Below are 23,631 nucleotides of genomic sequence, written 5' to 3'. Positions count from 1 at the left end.
AAAAATTCCAAATTCCAGACTGAATATTCAGCTTTTGGAATTTGGAATTTTTGATATTATAATTCCTAAATCTTAGTTTCTAGGAGATTTTCTTTTTTCAGCTTTAGAACCTACTCTAGACATTGCACATCTGAAACCAATGTAATCAGTTGCCATATCTTGCGGGAAGTATCTTCTTTGAGCTGGATCTAACCAGTAAGCTCTATCTCTCCAAGATCCTCCTTTGTAAACTCTTACTTTATCATCTATTAAAGTAGTACGTTTACTAGAGTTGTCATATTTTCTGATCATTTTTCCTAAACTGTCTGTTGTAACATTATGCTTAGGAGAGTTGTACATTGCCTGTTCTGTTTTAGATCCAGACTCTGAGTCACCAAAATCAAAATATCTAGAAGATTGTTTATCACCATCTCTGTAATTGATATTATCGCTTGTGCTAAAGTTTTGTCTCAAATACGTTTCTTGTTCGTCAACTGGAATCTGAGCAATTTCTCCTGGAAGGTTTCTTGCAACAACTTTACCGTTACTTAAAGTATCGTATTTAATATTAGCAGTAGAAACGATTTCAAGTTTACCATCTTTACCAATTTTGTTTTTAGCATATTGATTTCCTCTGTAGTAGTTAAAATCATTTGCTTCATTATCAATAATAGGTCTGTAAACGTCAGCTACCCATTCTGCAACGTTTCCTGCCATATCATAAAGACCGAAATCGTTTGGTGCATAACTTTTTACTTCATTAGTAATATCAGCTCCGTCATCTGACCAACCTGCAATTCCACCGTAATCACCGTTTCCTTGTTTAAAGTTAGCCAATTGGTCACCTTTGTTTTTACGTTTATTAGAACGTGTATAATCTCCAGACCAAGGATATTTCTTTTGTCCTTTGTAGATGTTGTATTCTCTTTGTCCAACATCTGCAGCAGCTGCATATTCCCATTCTGCTTCAGTAGGAAGTCTATATTCTGGCAAAATGATACCAGAAGAACGCTGAGCATAAACGTTTTTCTCTTCAGGAACAACACCGTCTTTACCAGCTCTAGGTTTTCTTCCGTTAGGATTTTTCTTCAACACTAACTCTTCGTTTCCTCCATAAGTTGTAGATGGAGATGCAACGTAAGCTTCAGTATTAAATAAACTTTCAGCACTTACATCATTTGTTTTTGCACCTTTTTTAAGATACCCATTTTTCTCTAAAACAGCCTCGTTTACACGGTCTGTTCTCCATTTACTAAACTCAACTGCTTGAATCCAGTTAACACCAACTACAGGGTAGTTAGCATAAGATGGGTGTCTTAAATAGTTATTAGTCATCGTTTCGTTGTATCCTAAACGATTTCTCCATACTAATGTATCAGGAGATGCTCCTTCATAAATATTTTTGTAATTTTCTTCTGTTGGAGGAAAAACTTTCTTTAACCACTCTAGGTATTCTAAGTACATACCGTTCGTAACTTCGGTTTCATCCATATAGAATGATTGAACGTGTTGTTGAGTCGGTGTGTTATTCCAATCATGCATAACATCATCCTGTACTTTACCCATAGTAAACGTACCTCCTTCAACAAAAACCAAACCAGGACCAGCCTGTTGTTTTTTACCTGCATTTCTGGCAGCAGTTCCATTCTGACTATCTACATCCCAGCCTGTAGCTCTAGAAGCATGGCTCGAACTCGATTTTTTGCTACAACTAGCCGTGCCCAACATCAATACCATTGACATCATTAACTGCAAGACTACAATTTTGTTTACTTTCATACTCATTCTTAGGTGATAAATTTAGGTGCTGCAATATAATAATTAACATTTAATTGGCAACATCTGTTCTAATAATTTTATTTAGCTGTTTTTTCCAGAAAATAACCTTTAGTTACGAACGCAAAAATATACTTTTTATTATTTACTGTAACATGAAATACTATATTTTTACTTACTAATTATTTTTTAATTAAATTTCGGTTTTTTAACTCATGAAACAAGCAATTCTTATCTCTCTTTTACTGATCCCAATTCTTTCGTTTTCCCAGATAAATGGGAGCATAACGATAGATTGGCAAAACAAAAAAGAGGTAAATTATGGCGAAAATAAAATTACAATTCCATTCTTCTCAGGAAGTAGTTTTCGCTTCGACACTACAAAAAAAACCATAATGTTCTTCCAAAATCTGAATCAACCTAACGCTTCAGGCAGTAGTTCGGCACAAATCAGCAACGTCATTTATGAGTCGGTTTCTAGAACAGATTTAGGAGATTTAACACTTGAAAACATTCCAGAAAAACCAAATGAATCATTAATAGTTACCAATGCAAGAGACATAAGATATACTTTTCTCTCCTTATCTCCTATAATTAAGGAAGGAAACAGCTACAAACGCATCAAATCTTTTTCTTACTTTATTAGTAACACAACAGGACGAACGGCATCTACTTCTTCCTTTCAAAAATCGGCAGCAATTTCAAATTCCGTCTTAGCATCTGGTGATTGGTATCGCTTTTATATTCAGAAATCTGGTGTTTACAGAATAAACCGATCTTTTTTACAAAGCTTAGGATTTGACCCTTCTAAGACTGACCCCAGAAAAATCAAAATTTATGGAAATGGCGGAAGAATGCTCCCCCTTCCTAATGACAGTTATTATCCCGATGATTTAACAGAAAACACTATACAGATAATAGGTGAAAATGATGGCACTTTTAACAATGAAGATTACATTCTTTTTTATGCCGAAGGGCCCGACAATTGGAGTTCTGAAAATCAAACTAATTTAAATTTATACGACACCAAGTCCTATTATTATATTACGGCTTCTGGCGGAGATGGCAAAAGAATTCAAAACTTAAATCAGCCAGCAGGAAATAGCACCTTAGATCTAAACACGTTTGATGACTATCAATATCACGAAATTGACCAAACCAACATTGTGCACCTCGGTCGTCAATGGCTTGGCGAGTCGTTTGATATCAATCAAGAACAGGAATTTTCATTTAATTTCCCAAACCTTGATGCCACTGTGCCTGTAAAAATAGAAGTAAGCGCCGCATCTGCATCTTTAACCAGCACTTCTTTTTCAGTAGCCACAAACACACAAAATGTAGGATCCATAAGCTTTCCATCTTTAATTGCAAACTCTGACACTAAATATAGAACGGGAAAACTTCCAGCAAATACAGAATTTACCGGAACAGACAATATCAAAATAAAACTTACCTATAATAATAATGGTGTTCCAGGATCTAAAGGTTATCTAGATTATATCAATCTTATTGCCAAACGAAAACTTTTAGGAACAGGCAAACAATTTCATTTTCAATACAACGATGCTGGCTCTAAAGCAGGAATTGCCAATTACACTATCGGAAACGCATCTGGAATAACGCAAATCTGGGACGTTACTGACCTATATAATGTATATAAAATCGAAAATGCCAATCAAACCTCTTTTAGTTTTAAGGCCAATTTGGGAGAAGTTAGAAAATATATCGCAGTAGATGCTTCTGATTATTACACTCCATTAAAAGAAAATCAGTCAAAAGTTGCCAACCAGAATTTAAAAGGAACAATTTTCAGAAACAATCAAAGTTCTTTTCAAGATATTGACTATGTAATTATAACTCCAAAGAGTTTAGCCTCACAGGCGGAAAGATTAGCGAGTTTTCATAGAACCAATTCTAGTTTAAATACAAAAGTGATTACATTAGAAAACATTTATCAAGAGTTTTCTTCTGGCAAACAAGATATTGCAGCTATTAGAAATTGTATCAGATATATTTACAACAATGCTTCTTCTCCAGAAAAAAGAGTACGTTATGTAAACTTATTTGGAGATGCTTCATTTGATTATAAAGATCGCATCTCAAACAATACCAATATTGTACCTATATATCAATCTTTAATAAGCAATACAGTCGGAGAATCTTCATTTGCTTCTGATGATTTTTACGGATTAATGGATTCTAACGAAGGAATTATTATTCCGTCTCTTGCGGGAATAGACATAGCCGTAGGAAGAATGTTAGTTTCAGATAATGCCCAAGCACAGGAAATGGTGAACAAAGTCTTTGAATATTATGACACAAAATCATACGGAAATTGGAGAAATAATGTGGTTTTAATTAGCGACGATTCAGACAAAGCTGGCGACCAAACCTTACAAGCAAACCAAAATGCTCTTGCAGATCAAATCGCAACCGAAAAGCCTTTTTTTAACATCGATAAAATATTTTTAGACGCTTACACGCAAGAAGCTTCTGCAGGCGGAGCGCGATATCCTAAAGCAAGAACCGACTTTTTTAATGCTTTCGAAAAAGGCGCATTAATATTTAACTATTTAGGTCATGGTGGAGAGGACGGATTGGCAAGTGAAAGAATCTGGGAAAAATCGGATGGGCAAAACTTGACCAATCAATACAAATATCCTTTATTTATTACCATTACCTGCGAATTTTCTCGTTTTGACGATCCGACTAGACCCACTGCTGGCGAGTATGTTTTCTGGAATCCAAAAGGAGGAGCTATTTCAATGCTGACAACAATTCGCGAAATCGGTCAAGCAAACGCGGAAGAATTCAATAAAACGCTCAGCAAAAACCTTCTTTCTTATGGCTCAAATCAATACAACACTATTGCAGAGTCTTTAAGAATATCCAAAAACGAAAATCCAAGCTCTTCTAGCAATGTTGTCTTTTATTTAGGAGATCCTGCTTTAATGCTTGCTATTCCAAAACCACGAATTAATTTAACTAAAGTAAACGATATTGTGATTTCGCAGGCAATTCCTGATTTAAAATCATTGTCAAAAATTAAAATTTCAGGAGAAATCACAGACGAAAATAATACGCTTTTAAGCAATTATAACGGAGAATTGGCAACGGCCATTTTCGATAAATTAATCACAAACACCACCTTAAACAACGACGGGTTTAGCCCTCCAATGCAGTTTAAAACTTTGGGAGAAACTATTTTTAGAGGAAATGCATCTGTAACCAACGGACAATTCGAATTTAGTTTTGTGGTTCCTAGAGATATAAGAATTCCTGTTGACAATGGCAGAATCAGTTTTTATTCAAAGAAAAACGAATCGCTAGAAAACCAAACAGGATACAACAATACGATCAAAATTGGAGGAATTAACGAAAATGCACCTCAGGACAATATAAGTCCAAAAGTGAAGTTATATATGAACGACGAAACTTTTGTATCTGGTGGAATAACGAATGAATCGCCTTTTCTTTTGGCTTTTTTAGAAGATGAAAACGGAATCAATACAGCAAGTGGAATCGGACACGATATTGTCGCTATTTTAGACGGAGATGTGAGTAATCCCTATATTTTGAATGATTATTACCAAACCAAATTAGACGATTACACTAACGGAAATTTACGTTTTCCATTCCGAAATTTAGCTCCTGGACTGCACACTATAAGCTTTACCGCTTGGGATGTTTACAATAATCCTGTGACTAGTGAAATCCAATTTACAGTTGTAGGAGACGATTCTTTGACACTATCACACGTTCTTAATTATCCAAATCCATTTTCAACTTATACACAATTCTGGTTTTCGCACAACAGACCATACGAACCATTAGACGTACAAGTACAAGTAATGACTATTACAGGAAAAGTAGTTTGGACAAAAAATCAAACGATTACAACAGAAGGTTTTTTATCTAGAGAAATAACATGGGACGGAAGAGACGATTTTGGTGACAAAATCGGAAAAGGAGTGTATATTTACAAACTGACTGTAAAATCTAATTTAACAAATAAAAAAGCAGAAAAATACGAAAAGCTTGTCATCCTATAATATTATATATATTTGCACCACCAAAAACATTAGTCCCATAAATGAAAAAACTATCACTTTTATTAATTTGTATTTTTAGCATTTACAATTCTAGGGCTCAGGAATCAAGACCTATTGTTACCGGAGTACCTTTTTTATTAGTCGCTGCTGATGCTAGAGCAGCAGGTTTGGCAGATCAAGGTGTCGCCACTTCTGCAGACGTTTTCTCTCAACAATGGAATCCTGCTAAGTATGCATTTTCTGAAGATGCTCAAGGACTTTCTATCAGTTACACTCCTTATTTAACAGATCTTGCCAATGACATCTCATTAGGTCAGATTACGTATTACAACAAAATCAACGAAAAAAGTGCCTTTGCAGGAAGTTTTCGCTATTTTGGTTTTGGAGGAATTGAATTAAGATACACTGGAGACCCAAATGAGGCCGTAAGAGAAGTAAATCCAAACGAATTTGCCTTAGACGGATCTTATTCATTAAAATTAAGCGAGAAATTCTCTATGGCTGTTGCCGGACGTTTCATCAGCTCAAACTTAAAAGTTGCTTCAGAAGAAGTTGATGCTACATCTGCAAGATCTTTTGCTGTTGACGTGGCAGCTTTTTACCAATCTGAAGAAATTGCTTATCAAGATTTCAATGGTAGATGGAGAGCCGGTGTTAACTTCCAAAACATGGGACCAAAAATCAGCTATGATAATGATGACGTAAGCACAAACTTCTTACCTGCAAATTTAAGATTAGGAGGAGGATTTGATTTTATCTTTGATGATTACAACAAACTTACTTTAAGTGCTGAGCTTACGAAACTTTTAGTTCCGACTCCTCCAGGAATTGGAACACCAGTAGACGTAAACGGCGATGGCGATTTTGACGATCCAGAAGATATTTCTCAACAAGAAGCGACAGACATTGGTTATAGAAATTATAATGACATTGGCTGGTTTCAAGGAATCTTTAAATCTTTTGGAGATGCACCCGGCGGATTTAAAGAAGAAATAAAAGAAGTAACTTATAGCGTAGCTGCAGAATACATGTATCAAGATGCTTTTGCAATGCGTTTAGGATATTACCATGAAAGCCCAGAAAAAGGTGCTAAACAATTTTTCTCTTTAGGAGCAGGATTCAAATACAACATTATGAAAATCGATGTGTCGTACTTATTCTCAGCATCTAAAATAAAAAATCCTTTAGAAAACACACTTCGTTTCTCATTAACGTTTAACTTTGGAGACAAATACGAAACGTATTAAAGATAAAGTTTAAAATAAAAATAATTCAATCCAAATTCCGGCATTTTAGGAATTTGGATTTTTTTTCCCTTAAAAACAGATGAAAGAAATCGAAATAACAACATCATTTACCATATTTGATACCCTAAATGAACTTCCAACGGAAATTCAGGATTTAATGCATCAAGCCATCGAGGTTAGAAAAAAAGCTTATGCACCCTATTCAAAATTTAAAGTTGGAGCCGCTTTGCTTTTAGATAACGGAAAAGTTATTTTAGGTTCTAATCAAGAAAATGCCGCTTATCCGTCTGGACTTTGTGCAGAAAGAACTGCGATTTTTTACGCAGGAAGTACCTATCCAGAAGCAAAAATCTTAAAAATGGCAATTACAGCAGCTTCAGACATCAATCAGACCACTGCTCCTATTCCGCCTTGTGGATCGTGTCGCCAATCAATAGCAGAATACGAAATAAAACAAGACACCCCTATTGAAATCTATTTTATGGGAGAAATTGGCGAAATTTACAAATCATCATCCCTAAAAAATTTACTCCCATTGATGTTCGACAAAAAGTTCTTGTAAAAAAAAGCCAAAAAGTATCGTTTTAATTTTAGTTCTTAAATGTAATGTCTTATTTTTGCATCCCGACCTTTCGGGCGCAAATTTGTGGGAGGAAACTATTTTGCGTTACAGGCACAATAATCGATAACACAAACAACTTTAGCAAAAGAAAGAATTCAGATGAAAGAAGTTACAAAAGAGGTATATTTAAAGTGGTATGAGGACATGCTACTTTGGAGAAAGTTTGAAGACAAACTTGCAGCATTATACATTCAACAAAAAGTTAGAGGTTTTCTACACCTATATAATGGTCAAGAAGCTGTATTAGCTGGCGCACTGCACGCTATGGATTTGACCAAAGATAAAATGATTACTGCTTACAGAAACCACGTTCAGCCAATTGGTATGGGAGTTGATCCTAGAAACGTAATGGCAGAACTTTTAGGAAAAGCAACAGGAACTTCTAAAGGTATGGGAGGTTCTATGCACATTTTCTCTAAAGAACACGGTTTTTACGGTGGACACGGAATCGTAGGTGCTCAAATTCCTGTAGGAGCTGGTATTGCTTTTGCAGATAAATATTTTAATACTGGCGGTGTTACTATGACTTACTTTGGTGATGGTGCTGCTAGACAAGGTTCTCTTCACGAAGCTTTTAACATGGCTATGTTATGGAAACTTCCAGTTGTATTTATCGTTGAAAACAATGGTTACGCAATGGGAACTTCTGTAGAAAGAACTGCAAACCACACTGACATCTGGAAATTAGGTTTAGGTTATGAAATGCCTTGCGGGCCTGTTGACGGAATGAACCCTGTAAAAGTTGCTGAAGCAATGCACGAAGCTATCGAAAGAGCGCGTCGCGGAGACGGACCAACTTTCCTTGAAATGAAAACGTACCGCTACAGAGGACACTCTATGTCTGATGCACAATTATACCGTTCTAAAGAAGAGGTTGAAGAGTACAAAAAAATCGACCCAATTACTCAAGTTCTTGATGTAATCTTGGATCAAAAATATGCTACACAAGAAGAAATTGAAGTAATTGACCAAAGAGTTAAAGACTTAGTTGAAGAGTGTGCGAAATTCGCTGAAGAATCTCCATACCCAGACTTACAACAATTATACGATGTAGTATACGCACAAGAAGACTATCCATTTACACCTCATAAATTATAATATCATGGCGATTAAAGTAACAATGCCTCGTTTGAGCGATACTATGACTGAAGGAACGGTAGCAACTTGGCTTAAAAAAGTAGGCGACAAAGTAAGCGAAGGTGATATCTTAGCTGAAATCGAAACAGACAAAGCAACAATGGAGTTCGAATCTTTTAACGAAGGAACTCTTTTACATATCGGAATTCAGGCTGGAGAAACTGCTCCAGTTGATTCATTATTAGCTATCATTGGTAAAGAAGGAGAAGATATCTCTGCTCTTTTAGCTGGTGGTGACGCTCCTGCTGCTGAAGCTCCAAAAGCGGATGCTCCTGCTGCTGAAGCAAAAACTGAAACTGCTGCTCCTGCAAAAGCTGCTGAATTACCAAAAGGTGTTATAGTTGTAACTATGCCACGTTTGAGTGACACAATGACTGAAGGTACTGTAGCAACTTGGTTGAAAAAAGTTGGCGATACTGTAGCTGAAGGAGATATTTTAGCAGAAATTGAAACAGACAAAGCGACTATGGAGTTTGAGTCTTTCAATGCTGGTACATTATTATACATCGGAATTCAAGAAGGAAACACTGCTCCTGTTGACAGCTTATTAGCTATCATTGGGCCTGCAGGAACTGATATTTCTGGAGTTGCTGATAACTTTACCGCTGGAGGCGCTGCAACTGCAAGTGCTCCTGCTGCAGAAGAAAAAGCTGCTCCTGCTGCTGAAAAAGCACCTGAAGCTGCTGCTGAAACTTCAAACGGAGGAAGAATTTTAGCTTCACCATTAGCTAAGAAAATTGCTTCTGACAAAGGAATCCAATTATCTCAAGTTAAAGGTTCTGGAGAAAACGGACGTATCGTGAAAAGCGATATCGAGAACTTTACTCCATCTGCTCAAGCACAAACTGCTTCTGTACCTGCTGCTAAACAAGAAGCTTCTGCTCCTGCTGCACCAAAAGTTTTTGTTCCTGCTGGAGAAGTTTACACAGAAGAGATCAAAAATTCTCAAATGCGTAAAATCATTGCAAAACGTTTGGCAGAATCTTTATTTACTGCGCCTCACTACAACTTAGTGATCGAAGTAAGTATGGACGAAGCAATGCAAGCAAGAACTGCTATCAATAGCGTTCCAGATACAAAAGTATCTTTCAACGATATGGTAATCAAAGCTTGTGCTTTAGCATTGAAAAAACATCCAAAAATCAACTCTCAGTGGAAAGAAGATGCTATCATCATCAACCACCACGTAAACATTGGTGTTGCTGTAGCTGTTGAGGACGGATTAGTAGTTCCTGTATTGAAATTTACAGACGCTATGAGTTTATCTCAAATCGGTGGTTCAGTAAGAGATCTTGCTGGAAGAGCTAAAAACAAAAAATTAGGACCACAAGAAATGGAAGGAAGTACTTTTACAGTATCTAACCTTGGAATGTTTGGTATTACTGAATTCAATTCAATTATCAACCAACCAAACTCTGCTATCCTTTCTGTAGGTGCAATTGTTGAGAAACCAGTAGTTAAAAACGGTCAAATCGTAGTTGGAAACACAATGATGTTATCATTAGCATGTGACCACAGAACAATTGACGGAGCAACTGGAGCTCAGTTCTTACAAACATTAAAACAATACATCGAAAGCCCAGTTACAATGTTGGCATAATTTTAAATTGCCAGCCTGAGCGAAGTCGAAGGTATCCATAATAAAATCCCGTCCCGAAAAACTTCGGGACGGGATTTTTTGTTTAATTTTCATCCTCAAATTCAAAACCTCACAAAATGAAGAAACTAATTCTTGTTACTTTATTTCTGACAGCAATTGCCTGCCAGAAAAAAGAGCAGACAGAAAAAACAGGTGCTGTTACAGACGAACACAGTTATTCTAAACCAGAACTTGCTGTTGTAAAACATCTTGATCTTGATATCAAAGTTGATTTTGACACGCAAACTATTTCAGGAAAAGCATCTTGGACAATTGACAATATCAGTAAAGGGAACGAAATCATCTTCGACGAAAACACTTTAGACATCACAAAAGTAACTTTAGGCGATGACGAAAAAGAAACCAAATTCGAACTTGGGGCAGCCACTGAATTTCACGGAAAACCGCTTCATATTACAATCGACTCCAATACAACCAAAGTAAATATTTACTACAACACTACTAAAGATGCTGTGGCATTGCAATGGTTAAAACCAGAACAAACTGCAGACAAAAAGAAACCTTTTGTTTTCTCTCAAGGCGAAAGTGTTTGGTCTCGCACATGGATTCCGTGTCAAGATTCTCCAGGAATTCGTTTTACTTACAATGCGAAAGTTACGGTTCCTAAAGATTTATTAGCCGTAATGAGCGCTGTAAATCCGGAGAAGAAAAATGATACTGGAGTCTATACTTTCAAACAAGACAAAGCAATTCCTTCTTATTTAATGGCAATTGCTGTTGGAGATATCGAATTCCAAGCAATCGACAACAGAACTGGAGTTTATGCAGAACCATCTGTTCTAAAAAGCGCAGCTTACGAATTTGCTGAATTAGGAAAAATGGTAAATGCTGCCGAAAAACTATACGGACCATACCGCTGGGGACGTTATGATGTTTTGGTGTTACCTCCAAGTTTCCCTTATGGTGGAATGGAGAATCCAAACTTGACTTTCTTAACTCCGGGAGTAATTGCTGGAGATCGTTCGCTTACAAGTTTGCTAGCACATGAATTAGGACACAGCTGGAGCGGAAACTTAGTGACAAACGCAACTTGGGATGATATTTGGCTAAACGAAGGTTTTACCACTTATGTGGAACACAGAATTGGAGAAGCAATCTTCGGGAAGAAAGAATTTGACATGCAAAATGTTATCACCAATAAAGAATTGGTTGATAATGTTGCCGAATATGGAGATACAAATCCAGACACAAGATTAAAAGTAAGCCTTACAGGAAGAAACCCTGACGAAGGCATCAGCATGATTCCTTATGTAAAAGGATATGCTTTTTTAAGAGTTATTGAAAATGCTGTGGGTCGTGAAAAATTCGATCCGTTTATTAAAAACTATTTTGATTCTCATGCTTTTCAATCTATTACAACAGAAGATTTCGTTAAATATATCAATGAAAATCTGATTAAAGGCGACAAAGCTTTAGCAGATAAAATCCAATTAGACAACTGGATTTACAAACCAGGAATTCCATCAAACATTCTTCCTGTAAGTTCTACAGATTTTGATGCCATTGATGCTATTCAAAAAAGCTGGAGAGAAACTGGCGTTGCAGGTTTAAGCAAAAAAATCACAACTACAGCAGAAAAACAGCATTTTATTGATCATCTTCCTACTGATATAACTGCAAAAGAAATGGAAGCAATTGATAAAGAATTCAACTTTACTAAAGGCGGTAATTTTATTATTAAGCGCCAATGGTTTGTTCAGGCAATTCGTCATCAATATAAAGCAGCAAATCCTGCAATTGAACAATTTCTAATTGGAAGCAGCAGAACTGGCTCTATTACGATGCTTTATAAAGAAATGATTAAAACTCCAGAAGGAAAAATTTGGGCTAAGCAAGTATTTGACAAGGCCAAATCTGGCTATCATGCAACAACTATTCAGGATGCTGAAGGTGTTTTGAAATAGTTTTTTCTAGAAAAAATTTGAAAAGAGTCTGTTCTTTACGAACAGACTCTTTTTTTTACGTATTGTTTGTCATTCCGAGGAACGAGGAATCGCACTCGTAAATCGATTTAGATTTTCGATTTAGATTGCGGAGTTTCTAGTGTGATCCTTCCTTCGTCAGGATGACAAACTAGACGATAAATAACTTTGTCAAAGTTTGAAGCTTTGACAAAGTTAACTATCTGCAAAATCTGTTATTATTGACAAACTAAACAAAAACAATCTTATGAAAACGAGTGTCCTAGCCCAGATTGCAGCGGAAAGCCCGGAGCTCAAGAACCTTATTTTCTTGCCAGAAAACAGCGACCAACGGAAGCTCGTTTTATGGCTTAGAAAAATAAGGTTCTTGAGTGAGGACTTGAAGCGGAAAGCTGGATTAGCTCCTAAAAAAACACTAGGGAAAATTGTCCATCACATAGCGTACATTCTCCATGTTTTAAAATCTGTAATCGTCGCAACTTTGTAATGTCAAAAGACAACAACAAATAACAACAATTAAATATTAAATAAAATGACACGATTAACAGCTTTAAACCCAGAAGAAGTAACAGGAAAAACTAAAGATTTATTCAACGCAGTTCAGGCAAAATTAGGCGTTGTTCCAAACATGATGAGAACAATGGGAAATTCACCAGCCGTTTTGGAAGGATATTTGAATTTGAGCGGTGCATTAAGCCACGGAAAATTAAGCGCAAAAACAGGCGAATTAATTGCATTGGCGGTTTCAGAAAGCAACTCTTGCGATTATTGTTTAGCAGCTCACACCTTTATTGGAGAAAAATTGGTAAAAGCAGATCCAGCAGTTTTAAAAGCAGCAAGATCTGGAAATTCTGATGATGCGAAAACAGAAGCGATTTTACAATTGGCTAAAACACTAATCAGCAAAGGCGGTTTAGTAAATGACGAAGATGTCAACAAAGCTAAAAACGCAGGAGTTTCTGATGCTGAAATTGCAGAAACTATCGCTCATGTAGCTTTGAATGTATTGACAAACTACTTTAACAATGTAGCAAATACTGAAATTGATTTTCCAGCAGTTTAAATCAAGATTTACGCAATCACTATAACAAAAAACAATTTATAAAGATAGTTGTGAATTTATTTCATAACTATCTTTATATTTTTAAAAATGAAACCGAATATGAGCGCTCAAAATGTTTTCACTTTAATAAATCCGCAAAATGGAAATTTGGCTTTTAAAATTCTTCCGTTTAGCGACAACAGCCATTTTGATCATTTGCAACGAAACAACTATTACTCCTTAATTTGGGTAACCAAAGGAAAAGGCAAAGTAAAAGCCGATTTTGCAGAACATCATTTAGAAGAAAACTCACTTCTTGCTTTTTCGCCTTACCAGCCTTTTATGCTTTGCGTGAGCGAACCAATTGAAGGAATCGCAATCCATTTTCATTCTGATTTTTATTGCATTCACATGCATCAAAAAGAAGTTTCTTGCAATGGCGTTTTATTCAATAATATTTATCAGCCTCCGTATGTTCAGGTTACAGAACAAGCTTCACAAACTTTTAATATGGTAATTGATCAGATGAAAGCTGAAATTCAAAACGCAGAATTAGCGCAGTATGAATTATTGATTTCTTATTTGAAAATATTTTTAATTACCGCTTCAAGATTAAAAACAGAACAACTGGAAGAGATGAAATCGGTTCCAGATTCTAAAGAACCTATAATTCTCCAAAACTTAAAAGATGCCATTGAACTGAATTTTAAAACGAAACATTCTGCTGGAAACTATGCTGAATTATTGAACATTTCCCCAAAAGCCTTGGCAAAATTATCTAAGAATTATTTCAATAAAACCTTAACAGATTTAATTTCGGAAAGAATCATCATTGAAGCCAAAAGGGAATTATACATGACCAACAAAACGGTCAAAGAAATTGCATACGAATTAGGTTATGATGATGAACATTATTTCAGTCGTTTCTTTAAAACTAATGCCGATGTTTCCCCACAAATCTATCGCGAAACGGTAGGTTTTGGCAAAATGGATACTTAGTTTAGAGTCGCAGTTTTCAGTCGCAGCTTGCTGATTACTATAAAACCGTTACTGATTACTTATTTTTCGCTTCTATCCATTTAGACATGTATCTCGTACTTGTATAAGCGTGATGTTGCAACAGATTTCCCATGAAATTATGAAGCCGGTGGCTTTTAGAATCTACTAAAAGTGAATTTATCAATGAAATCAATTGACTTGAATAAGCGCTTTTCTGATAGCATTTATTAATGATTTCGATTCCATTTTTTTGTGATTGTTTCCAAAGATTTTCATCTTTATAAAGCTCAATCGCTTTTTTTGCAAACTCAACCGAATCATCTTCGATAAAACCATTCCAAGGCAAATTTTCATGCATTGCTTCAGAACCAATTGACGTTGTCGCACTTGGCGTTCCACATTGCATGGCTTCTAAAAGTTTACCTTTTAAACCCGCACCAAAACGAATTGGCGCTAGAACAACTCTAGCTTTTTTTACAATTTCATTGGCATCTTCTGCCCTTCCCATTATATAAAAACCATTTTTAGGCTGATGCAATTGCAGTACTTTTTGTGAGGGATATGCTCCGTAAACTTCCAAAATGGCTTCTGGAAAATCTCTTTTTATAGCAGGCCAGATTGCTTCTTTCAAATATTGAACGGTATTCCAATTCGGTTCATGAAGAAAGTTTCCAATGAAAATGAAATTTTTCCGTTCATCAAAAGAAGGCAATTTCAAAAGTTCTTCCTCTTTCATTTCATCCACCAAAAACGGAAGATAAAAAAGTAAGTCTTCATTAATTTTGAAAACATCTTTTAGAATATTCATTTCGAATTCAGAAATAATCAAAGACAGATCACATCTTAAAATACTCGCAATTTCTCGTTTTGCCACTTCTTCAGACAATAAATCTTCCAATTCGAAAATCCTATTTTCCTTAAAAGCTTTTTGCCTCGCCGTTCTTAAAGAATGCACATCTTCAGTATCTAAAATTCTAATCGCTTTTGGACACTTTTCAATTACGCGCCACCCAAATTGTTCTTCAATCATAAAGCGATCAAACAAGACAACATCTGGATTTAATTCCAAGATAAAATCATCAAAAGTGGAAGAATTGAGTTCGATGTTCTTTTTTATTACTCCAAACTCAGACAAATCAACCATAAAATTACTGTCCTGAGCGGCACTTGCAAAAGTAATTTCAAATCCATTTTCTTTGAAAATAGAAATCAATTGCATCATTCTTCCACCTGCTGCAGAAGACTTTGGCTCGGGCCAGACAAACCCTATAATTAAAAGTTTTTTGATTTGATTCATAATCTTTGTTTCATATTACAAAATAATACTATTTTCCGCGGATTTGCACCCAATTTCCTGAAATTCGGTGGTAAAAAAACACTAATTTTGCAAAATCTAAATGGTGGGAAATTATGTTGGGATTAAAATTAGCTACAGACCCTCGCTGGGTAAATATCGTTGAGTCAAATATCGAAGAAATTTTAACTGATCACGCCTGGTGCGAGCAAAAAGCGGCTTCAAATGCGATTAGTATCGTTACTTACAACTCTGAACTCGAAGAATTGGTAACCGAAATGCTTGAAATTGCTAGAGAAGAACTGGAACATTTTCAGATGGTTCATAACATTATAAAGCAACGCGGACTTGCTTTAGGCCGCGAAAGAAAAGATCATTACGTAAATGTACTTTTTAAGTTCATGAAAAAAGATGGTAGCCGTAGAGATGCACTTTGCGACCGATTATTGTTTTCTGCCATGATTGAAGCTAGAAGTTGCGAGCGCTTTAAAGTACTTTCTGAAAACATTAAAGATGAAGAATTAGCAAAATTCTACCGTGATTTAATGATTTCTGAAGCTGGTCATTACACTACATTTTTAGGATTTGCCAGAAAATATCAAGATAATATTGATATCGACAAACGCTGGAAAGAATGGATTGAATATGAAGGTTCGATTATTACTAATTATGGTAAAAACGAAACCGTTCACGGATAAATTACGCTCTTTTTTATTACTCTATTTTCATATCTAAATACCACTATTCGCTATGCAGAAAAGTAAATCCAGATCAATCGTTTTTAAAATTGCGAAGTATTTCGGAATAACTTTCGCGGTTATTATAGGATTATTATTTTTAACGCCTATCGTCTTTGAGGATCAAATAAAAGAGCAAATAAAGAAAACAGCTAATGAAAGATTAAGCGCAGAACTAAATTATTCTGACGTTTCTGTCTCATTCTTCCGCCATTTTCCTTCTCTTACTTTAACTTTAGATAATTTAAGTTTAAATGGTTCAGCTCCATATACAAACGAAAAATTTATCACTGCAAAAGAGGTTTCTTTCGGAATCAATGTAGCGAGTCTTATTTTCAGCAAATCGGTAAAAATTGACCAGATCTATTTATCCGATTCTTTTATAAATGTAAAAGTGAATCCAAATGGAGAAGCCAATTACAACATTTATAAATCTCAAGAACAGGCTTCGCAACCAAAAGACAGCTCCGACACTGCCTTAAAGCTAGAGCGAATTGAGATTTTGAATAGTAAAATTATTTACGATGATAAATCGACAAAAGTCCATTTTGACGCTTACGGATTTAACTATTTAGGAAAAGGAGATTTGAATAAAGCCGTTTTTGACTTGTATTCGAAAGCTAAAATCGAGAAATTGAATATCGTTTATGAAGACGAACCTTATTTAATGAACAAAAAAATTGATGCTGATTTGATCACAAAAGTCAACATCAACTCACTTTCTTTCTTTTTCCAACAAAACAACCTTAAAATCAATCAGCTTCTGGTGGACTTTAAAGGGAAATTTGACATTTTGAAAGATGGTTACAACATGGATTTTGTTATTAAATCTGACAATAGCAATTTATATGATGTTTTTACCGCTTTTCCTCCAAAATACATTACTTGGCTTTCTAAAACCGAATTGAAAGGAAATACCAATCTTTTGCTGACTTTAAAAGGAAAGTATATTGCTTCGGAAAATATTGCTCCAGATTTGAATTTAGATGTAAAGATAAACGACGGTTTTGTCAATTATAACAAAAGCGCATTTCCTGTTTCAAATTTAAATTTAGACATCAAAACAAAAGTTCCATCTTTAAATCCGGATCTGGTTATTGTTGATGCAAAAAACCTTTCCTTAAACATTAATCAGGATTATTTAAAATCTACGTTTTTGGTTAAAGGAGTAAATACACCCGAAATTAACGCCGATTTTAAAGCTAAAATTGATCTTGAAAAGCTAACTAAAGCACTCGGAATTCCCGATATTGAACTAAAAGGAGCTTTGGCTGGAGATGTAAAAGCAAACGGAGTATTCGATCAAAAAAACAAGCGTTTTCCTGTTACAAACGGAATCGTTAATTTAGAAAATGGTTATTTAAAAACACCGTATTACCCAAATCCGATTACAAACATTACTATTAAAGCTAAAATCGCAAACCAAAAAGGAACTTTTGAGGATTTAAAAATAAACTTAACTCCAACTCAGTTTACCTTTGAAGGAAAACCGGTTTTTGTGCAAGCTTATTTAAGCAATTTTGATGATTTAAATTATGACATAAAAGCTAAAGGAGAATTGGATGTGAGCAGAATTTACAAAGTATTCTCTCAAAAAGGTCTTGATCTTGACGGTTTCGTAAAAGCAGATTTATCTTTGAAAGGAAAACAAAGCGATGCCGAAAAAGGAAATTATAGCAAACTAAATAACAAAGGAACTCTTGAATTAAGAAACATCGGAATTGCTTCTGAATATCTTCCAAAGAGATTCATTATCAAAGAAGGAATTTTCAAAATCAATCAGGATAAAATGTCGTTCAATAATTTCTTGGCCGCTTACGGACAATCTGATTTTAAAATGAATGGTTATTTGCAGAATGTTTTCAATTATGCCATGACCAATACAGGCGTTTTAAGAGGCTCTTTTAAAGTTACTTCTCGATATATTAATATTGACGAATTTATGTCGAGTGTAGATCCTAATACACCCGTAACAGAAAGTTCAACTCCAAAAACAGAAGCAAAACAATCAGACAATACCCAAACTGGCGTTATTATCATCCCGACCAATTTGAATTTACAGTTAATCGCAAATGCTCAAAAAGTAAATTTCGACAAATTAAATCTGCAAAATGCAACTGGAAATTTAACCATGAAAAATGGTAAATTAACGATGCAAAATACTGGTTTCAACCTCATTGGATGCAATGTTTCTATGAATGCCAATTATCAAGCCGTTACTCCGCAAAAGGCAAATTTTGATTACGCGATAAAAGCCACAGATTTTGACATTAAAAGAGCCTATAATGAAATCGAAGTTTTTAGAAAAATGGCCAGCGCTGCAGAAAAAGCACAAGGGATTGTTTCTTTAGATTATCAATTAAAAGGCCGCTTAAATGCAAATATGGATCCTGTCTATCCTTCTCTTGTAGGCGGCGGGACGCTTTCTGTAAAAGATGTAAAAGTAAGAGGTTTGAAAATGTTTAATGCTGTAAGCAAACAAACAAATTCTGAATCTATGAAAAATCCAGATCTTTCGAAAGTAGACATTAAAACAACCGTTAAAAACAATATTATAACTGTAGAACGATTTAAATTTAAGTTTGCTGGCTTTAGACCAAGAATCGAAGGAACATCAAGCTTAGACGGAAGACTGAACCTAAAAATGCGTTTAGGATTGCCTCCTTTTGGTATTTTTGGAATTCCGTTAACTGTAACAGGAACACAGGATAATCCAAAAGTAAAAGTGGGAAGAAAAACGGAAGACTTAGAAGAAACTAAGGATACTGAGGATTAAATTTCAAATTCCAATCAACAAAATTCCAAATTCCAAACTGGATCTCAACATATCAACCTTTGTCAAAGTTTAAAACTTTGACAAAGGTTTTTTTTATATAAATTTGATAAAGTTTTACTCTCTTAAATCATGGCTATTCCAACAAACAAAGAAGAATTGCAAACTGCAATCAAAACCAATTACAGCAAGTTAAAAAAAGAGTTATCTAAAATTCCTGAAGAATCCACCACAATTCCAAACTTACACGGGCATGCAAAAGATACATTAATGAGCATTAACAATCTTGTTTCTTATTTAATAGGATGGGGAGAATTGGTACTAAAATGGAACACAAAGAAAAAACTAAACGAAGCGGTCGATTTTCCCGAAACAGGCTACAAATGGAATGAATTGGGAAAACTGGCACAAAAATTCTATAAGGATTATGAAAAAGACGATTTTAATACCTTATGCACTAAACTAAACAATACCGTTCAAAAGATTCTTTCTTTAATTGAAGAGAAATCTAATACAGAATTATATGAAACCGCTTGGTATGAAAAGTGGACATTAGGCAGAATGATACAATTTAATACGGCATCTCCTTACAATAATGCAAGAGGCAGAATTCGCAAGTGGAAAAAAGAAAACAATATTTTATAATTTCAATTAAGAAAAGACAAATTTAGAAACATACAAAATCCCTTTGCCCATCAACCACAACAATAAAGCAAGTCCCAATAACTTCCAAGCCCAACCTTTTCCTCTTTTCCAGTTTGAGAAAAAAGAAAAAACTTCCATATACTTTATTATTACAAATAAGGTTGATCCTATAATTGCAAACCAGATCACTTCGTATAAGCCAAAATAAAAACCGTATAGAAAAACCGCACCAAGAAAAAGGAACGTTACCAATTGTATAAAATAATAATTTCTAAAACTGTATTTATGATTCGCTTTTAATGACAGTATTAAAAATGAAAAAGTCTCCAAACTTATGAATGCCGCAATAACATTGTAAAAAACAGCATTCCATTGCAGCACAAGAACAATAGTTAAAACAACCGCTACAACTGTACATGCGGCTAGAGAATTGACACTTCTTTCTCTATATACTTGATTCTTAAAAGGAAATAAAATTGGATGCATAAATTTTTCCAATGTACGCCAAAACGGTAAAGCATAAATTGCAGCAATTGCTGAAACCACAATTTCGTAGTTATAAAAAATATCTGCAGGAACTTTATACAATACATACCAAAGAGCCAATGTAATCAAAACAGCTGGCAGACATATTGTTTTTATGGTCTCCCACGGATCTTTTCCCCAGAAATTACTTCCGATCTCAAAAACGTATTTTTTAACCCAATATTCTCTAGTAAACAAAGCGGTTGACTGACTCCATAATAAAAATAGTCCCAAATGAATAATTACTGTTCGCACTACAAAATCTTCAACAGAAACGGCATAAAAGATACAAGCGACTCCTACTATCAAAAGTTCGAAAGTCAACAATAAGGGAGAAAATAAATATCTTAAAACAGGCTCTAAACGTTTAAGAAGAAACCCAATCCATAAACTCCAATATTTTTTAAAGAGCGCAATAACCGCACAAATAGCTATAAAGGCCGACAAATAAAACATCCAGTTCGTAAACAACTGAGTCTGCATCCAAATTTGAACTCTGGAGTTTTTTTGAGGTTCGTAGATTACTTTGGAATTATCAAAAATCTGCTGTGCTAATTCATCTCTCGTTTTAAAATCAAACTCTGGAAACAATTTTTTGTTTTCCTCCCAAAATTGATCTGTTTTAAAGCCATTCCTTTTTAGAACTTCAAATTCATATAAAGTTTTTTTCTGTTTTTCATTTAAAGAACTTAAATGACTTACGATATTTTCCGAAGGAGTATTTGCATAAGTGCCAAGACAGCACAACAAAAACAATATTAAAATCTTTTTCAAACTTTTTTATTTAAAGAGGCTAAACAAATGTAAGTTTTAAAGTCTTTCCAAAAAAGTCATAGAAATAAAAAAACCCGATCATTTCTGAACGGGTTTTTTATAAAAAGTAATCTTAAATTATTAAGCCTCGAAAGGAATAATAGATACATAAGATTTGTTATCTCTTTTCTTTTGGAACTTAACAACTCCAGCAACTCTTGCGTGAAGAGTGTGATCTTTACTAATGTAAACGTTTTCACCTGGATTGTGTTTTGAACCTCTTTGTCTAACGATGATGTTTCCAGCAATAGCAGCTTGTCCACCATAAATCTTAACGCCTAAACGTTTTGATTCTGATTCTCTACCATTCTTCGAACTACCGACACCTTTCTTGTGAGCCATGACGTATGAGTTTAAATATTGTTATTATTCTTTAGTAGCTTCTTTTTTAGCTTTTGGAGCTGCTTTTTTAGCTTTTGGAGCTTCTACTTCTTCAGTAGCTGCTTCTTCTGCTACAACCGCTTTTTTAGCTGCTGCTTTTTTAGTTCCTCCTGCTGCAGTAATACCTTCAATTACAATTTGTGTAAGATATTGTCTGTGACCATTTCTTTTTTTGTATCCTTTTCTTCTTTTCTTTTTGAAAACGATAACTTTATCACCTTTTAAGTGTTTTAACACTTTAGCTTCTACTGAAGCACCTTCTATAGCTGGGGCGCCTAAAGTTACATTTCCATTATCATCTAATAAAAGAACTTTGTCAAAAGAAACTTTTGAACCTTCTTCATTAGCTAAACGGTGAACATAAACCTTTAAGTCTTTGCTTACTTTAAATTGTTGCCCTGCTATCTCTACGATTGCATACATATCAAATTGATTTATTGAATTTTAAGGTTGCAAATATACAACTAATAATTTACTATGCAACCCATAGAAGGAAAAATATTTTTACCCGAAAAAACCTTGTTTTTCAAGCAGTTCTGCACATAAAATATAATTAATTTAAAGTAAAGGATTGTTAAAATCGTATTTATTTAAAAACAAATCTACAATTCGTAATTAAAAAAAACTATTTTTGATGTAACCAAAATCAACTCTTGTCTACCTACTATATGTTGATATTTTAAAATTATTAATCTTTATGAAAAAATCAGTAATGATGTTAAGTGCTGCATTAATGCTTGGCGGAGTGGCTCATGCCCAAAAAGTAGCTTTCGAAGAATACGACTTAGACAATGGCCTACATGTCATTTTACACAATGACCCTTCTGCTCCTGTCGTTATTACTTCAGTAATGTATCATGTGGGATCAAAAGACGAACGTCCTGACAGAACTGGATTTGCTCACTTTTTTGAACATCTATTATTTGAAGGAACCCAAAATATAAAACGTGGGGAATGGATGAAAATTGTTACTGCAAATGGAGGTGTAAACAACGCCAACACATCTGATGACCGAACTTATTATTATGAAGTTTTTCCTTCTAACAGTTTAGAACTTGGCTTATGGATGGAATCGGAAAGATTAATGCATCCTATCATTAATAAGATTGGAGTTGACACGCAGAATGAAGTCGTAAAAGAAGAAAAAAGAATGCGTTATGACAATCAGCCGTACGGAAATATTCTTCCTGAGGTTAAAAAGAACATGTTCAAAAATCATCCTTATAGATGGACCACAATTGGTTCTATGAAAGATTTGGATGCAGCAACTCTTGAAGAATTCCAAGCTTTTAATAAAAAATTCTACACTCCAAATAATGCCGTTTTGGTCGTTGCAGGAGATTTTGAAAAAACAAAAACAAAAGAATGGATTCAGAAATATTTTGGACCAATTCCAAAAGGTGAAGAAGTTAAAAAACAAACTTACACAGAAGAACCTATAAACCAAACTATTAAAGCAACTTACGAAGATCCGAATATTCAGATCCCAATGATTGTAGCTTCATACAGAACGCCTTCAATGAAAACCAGAGATGCTAGGGTTTTAGATTTGATTTCTTCTTATTTAAGTGATGGAAAAAGTTCTAAACTTTACAAAAAAATAGTTGACGACAAAAAAATGGCGTTACAAATTGGCGCAGTAGGATTTAGTCAAGAAGATTACGGAATGTACATTCTTTATGGACTACCAATGGCACCATACACCATTAATGATATTTTAAAGGAAATGGATGAGGAAATTGTAAAAATCCAAACCGATCTTATTTCCGAAAAAGATTATGAAAAATTACAGAATAAATTCGATAACAATTACGTAAATGCCAATGCAAGCGTAGAAGGAATTGCAGAAAATCTAGCCTCTTATTATCTTCTGTATGGAGATGTCAATTTAATTAATACTGAAATCGACATTTACCACTCTATTACGAGAGAAGAAATTAGAGAAGTTGCCAAGAAATACCTGAATCCGAATCAGCGTTTGATTTTAGATTATGTTCCTACTGCCAAATCTCAAAACTAAGAATATC

The 23,631-nt window shown here is 34.7% G+C and carries 17 protein-coding genes; 12 read left to right on the top strand and 5 right to left on the bottom strand.

Annotated features, from left to right (window positions below; all coding sequences use genetic code 11):
• Window positions 1-72: 72 nt before the first annotated feature.
• The gene (gldJ, locus tag ACFO3N_RS05630; protein WP_250835060.1) at window positions 73-1,758 is read right to left on the bottom strand and encodes a gliding motility lipoprotein GldJ; all 1,686 of its coding nucleotides are present in this window, start codon (window positions 1,756-1,758) and stop codon (window positions 73-75) included.
• Between the two features lie 212 nt (window positions 1,759-1,970).
• On the opposite strand from gldJ, the gene porU reads away from it, so the two are divergent.
• From porU to ACFO3N_RS05590, 8 genes are all read left to right on the top strand, one after another.
• Window positions 1,971-5,807, top strand: coding sequence for a type IX secretion system sortase PorU (gene porU, locus ACFO3N_RS05625; RefSeq protein ID WP_379795927.1), 3,837 nt, complete (start codon window positions 1,971-1,973; stop codon window positions 5,805-5,807).
• A gap of 41 nt (window positions 5,808-5,848) precedes the next feature.
• Window positions 5,849-7,054 (top strand): type IX secretion system outer membrane channel protein PorV, encoded by a 1,206-nt coding sequence (gene porV, locus ACFO3N_RS05620; protein ID WP_379795925.1) that lies wholly within the window; start codon window positions 5,849-5,851, stop codon window positions 7,052-7,054.
• A 79-nt stretch (window positions 7,055-7,133) separates the two neighbouring features.
• On the top strand, window positions 7,134-7,616 hold the full coding sequence (gene cdd / locus ACFO3N_RS05615) for a cytidine deaminase (protein ID WP_379795923.1): 483 nt from the start codon (window positions 7,134-7,136) through the stop codon (window positions 7,614-7,616).
• A gap of 159 nt (window positions 7,617-7,775) precedes the next feature.
• Entirely contained in the window at window positions 7,776-8,774 is a 999-nt protein-coding gene (gene pdhA, locus ACFO3N_RS05610) for a pyruvate dehydrogenase (acetyl-transferring) E1 component subunit alpha (RefSeq protein ID WP_095928018.1), read from the top strand.
• 4 nt (window positions 8,775-8,778) lie between these two features.
• On the top strand, window positions 8,779-10,413 hold the full coding sequence (locus ACFO3N_RS05605) for a pyruvate dehydrogenase complex dihydrolipoamide acetyltransferase (protein WP_379795921.1): 1,635 nt from the start codon (window positions 8,779-8,781) through the stop codon (window positions 10,411-10,413).
• Window positions 10,414-10,529: 116 nt separating this feature from the next.
• A complete protein-coding gene (locus ACFO3N_RS05600) occupies window positions 10,530-12,377 on the top strand; it encodes a hydrolase/aminopeptidase (protein ID WP_379795919.1) in 1,848 nt (615 codons plus the stop codon).
• A gap of 550 nt (window positions 12,378-12,927) precedes the next feature.
• Entirely contained in the window at window positions 12,928-13,458 is a 531-nt protein-coding gene (locus tag ACFO3N_RS05595; protein ID WP_379795917.1) for a carboxymuconolactone decarboxylase family protein, read from the top strand.
• Window positions 13,459-13,545: 87 nt separating this feature from the next.
• Complete coding sequence (locus ACFO3N_RS05590; protein ID WP_379795915.1) at window positions 13,546-14,436, top strand: helix-turn-helix domain-containing protein; 891 nt, start codon at window positions 13,546-13,548, stop codon at window positions 14,434-14,436.
• A gap of 55 nt (window positions 14,437-14,491) precedes the next feature.
• Here the strand turns inward: ACFO3N_RS05590 and ACFO3N_RS05585 are convergent, their stop codons facing one another.
• Window positions 14,492-15,733 (bottom strand): glycosyltransferase family 4 protein, encoded by a 1,242-nt coding sequence (locus ACFO3N_RS05585; protein WP_379795913.1) that lies wholly within the window; start codon window positions 15,731-15,733, stop codon window positions 14,492-14,494.
• A gap of 113 nt (window positions 15,734-15,846) precedes the next feature.
• On the opposite strand from ACFO3N_RS05585, the gene ACFO3N_RS05580 reads away from it, so the two are divergent.
• The 3 genes from ACFO3N_RS05580 (at window position 15,847) to ACFO3N_RS05570 (ending at window position 19,885) form a co-directional block, all read left to right on the top strand.
• Window positions 15,847-16,428, top strand: a complete 582-nt coding sequence (locus ACFO3N_RS05580; RefSeq protein ID WP_095928023.1) for a MiaE family protein — start codon at window positions 15,847-15,849, stop codon at window positions 16,426-16,428.
• 52 nt (window positions 16,429-16,480) lie between these two features.
• Window positions 16,481-19,243 (top strand): AsmA family protein, encoded by a 2,763-nt coding sequence (locus ACFO3N_RS05575; protein WP_379795911.1) that lies wholly within the window; start codon window positions 16,481-16,483, stop codon window positions 19,241-19,243.
• A gap of 129 nt (window positions 19,244-19,372) precedes the next feature.
• Window positions 19,373-19,885 (top strand): ClbS/DfsB family four-helix bundle protein, encoded by a 513-nt coding sequence (locus tag ACFO3N_RS05570; RefSeq protein ID WP_379795910.1) that lies wholly within the window; start codon window positions 19,373-19,375, stop codon window positions 19,883-19,885.
• A gap of 6 nt (window positions 19,886-19,891) precedes the next feature.
• On the opposite strand, the gene ACFO3N_RS05565 is transcribed toward ACFO3N_RS05570, so the two are convergent.
• The 3 genes from ACFO3N_RS05565 to rplU all read right to left on the bottom strand — a co-directional run bounded on the left by ACFO3N_RS05565 (window position 19,892) and on the right by rplU (window position 22,027).
• Window positions 19,892-21,184 carry a hypothetical protein gene (locus ACFO3N_RS05565; RefSeq protein ID WP_379795909.1) on the bottom strand — a complete coding sequence of 431 codons (1,293 nt, stop codon included), beginning with the start codon at window positions 21,182-21,184 and terminating at the stop codon, window positions 19,892-19,894.
• 120 nt (window positions 21,185-21,304) lie between these two features.
• A complete protein-coding gene (gene rpmA / locus ACFO3N_RS05560; RefSeq protein ID WP_012023622.1) occupies window positions 21,305-21,565 on the bottom strand; it encodes a 50S ribosomal protein L27 in 261 nt (86 codons plus the stop codon).
• A gap of 24 nt (window positions 21,566-21,589) precedes the next feature.
• Window positions 21,590-22,027, bottom strand: a complete 438-nt coding sequence (rplU, locus tag ACFO3N_RS05555) for a 50S ribosomal protein L21 (RefSeq protein ID WP_379795908.1) — start codon at window positions 22,025-22,027, stop codon at window positions 21,590-21,592.
• Between the two features lie 274 nt (window positions 22,028-22,301).
• Between rplU and ACFO3N_RS05550 the strand changes: the two genes are divergently transcribed.
• The gene (locus ACFO3N_RS05550) at window positions 22,302-23,624 is read left to right on the top strand and encodes a M16 family metallopeptidase (protein WP_095928027.1); all 1,323 of its coding nucleotides are present in this window, start codon (window positions 22,302-22,304) and stop codon (window positions 23,622-23,624) included.
• Window positions 23,625-23,631: the final 7 nt, after the last annotated feature.

This window comes from Flavobacterium chungangensis, assembly GCF_042654045.1.
Taxonomy (GTDB): domain Bacteria; phylum Bacteroidota; class Bacteroidia; order Flavobacteriales; family Flavobacteriaceae; genus Flavobacterium; species Flavobacterium chungangensis.
The sequence above is the reverse complement of the archived record's forward strand: the minus strand, read 5'-3'. Positions and strand labels throughout refer to the sequence as shown.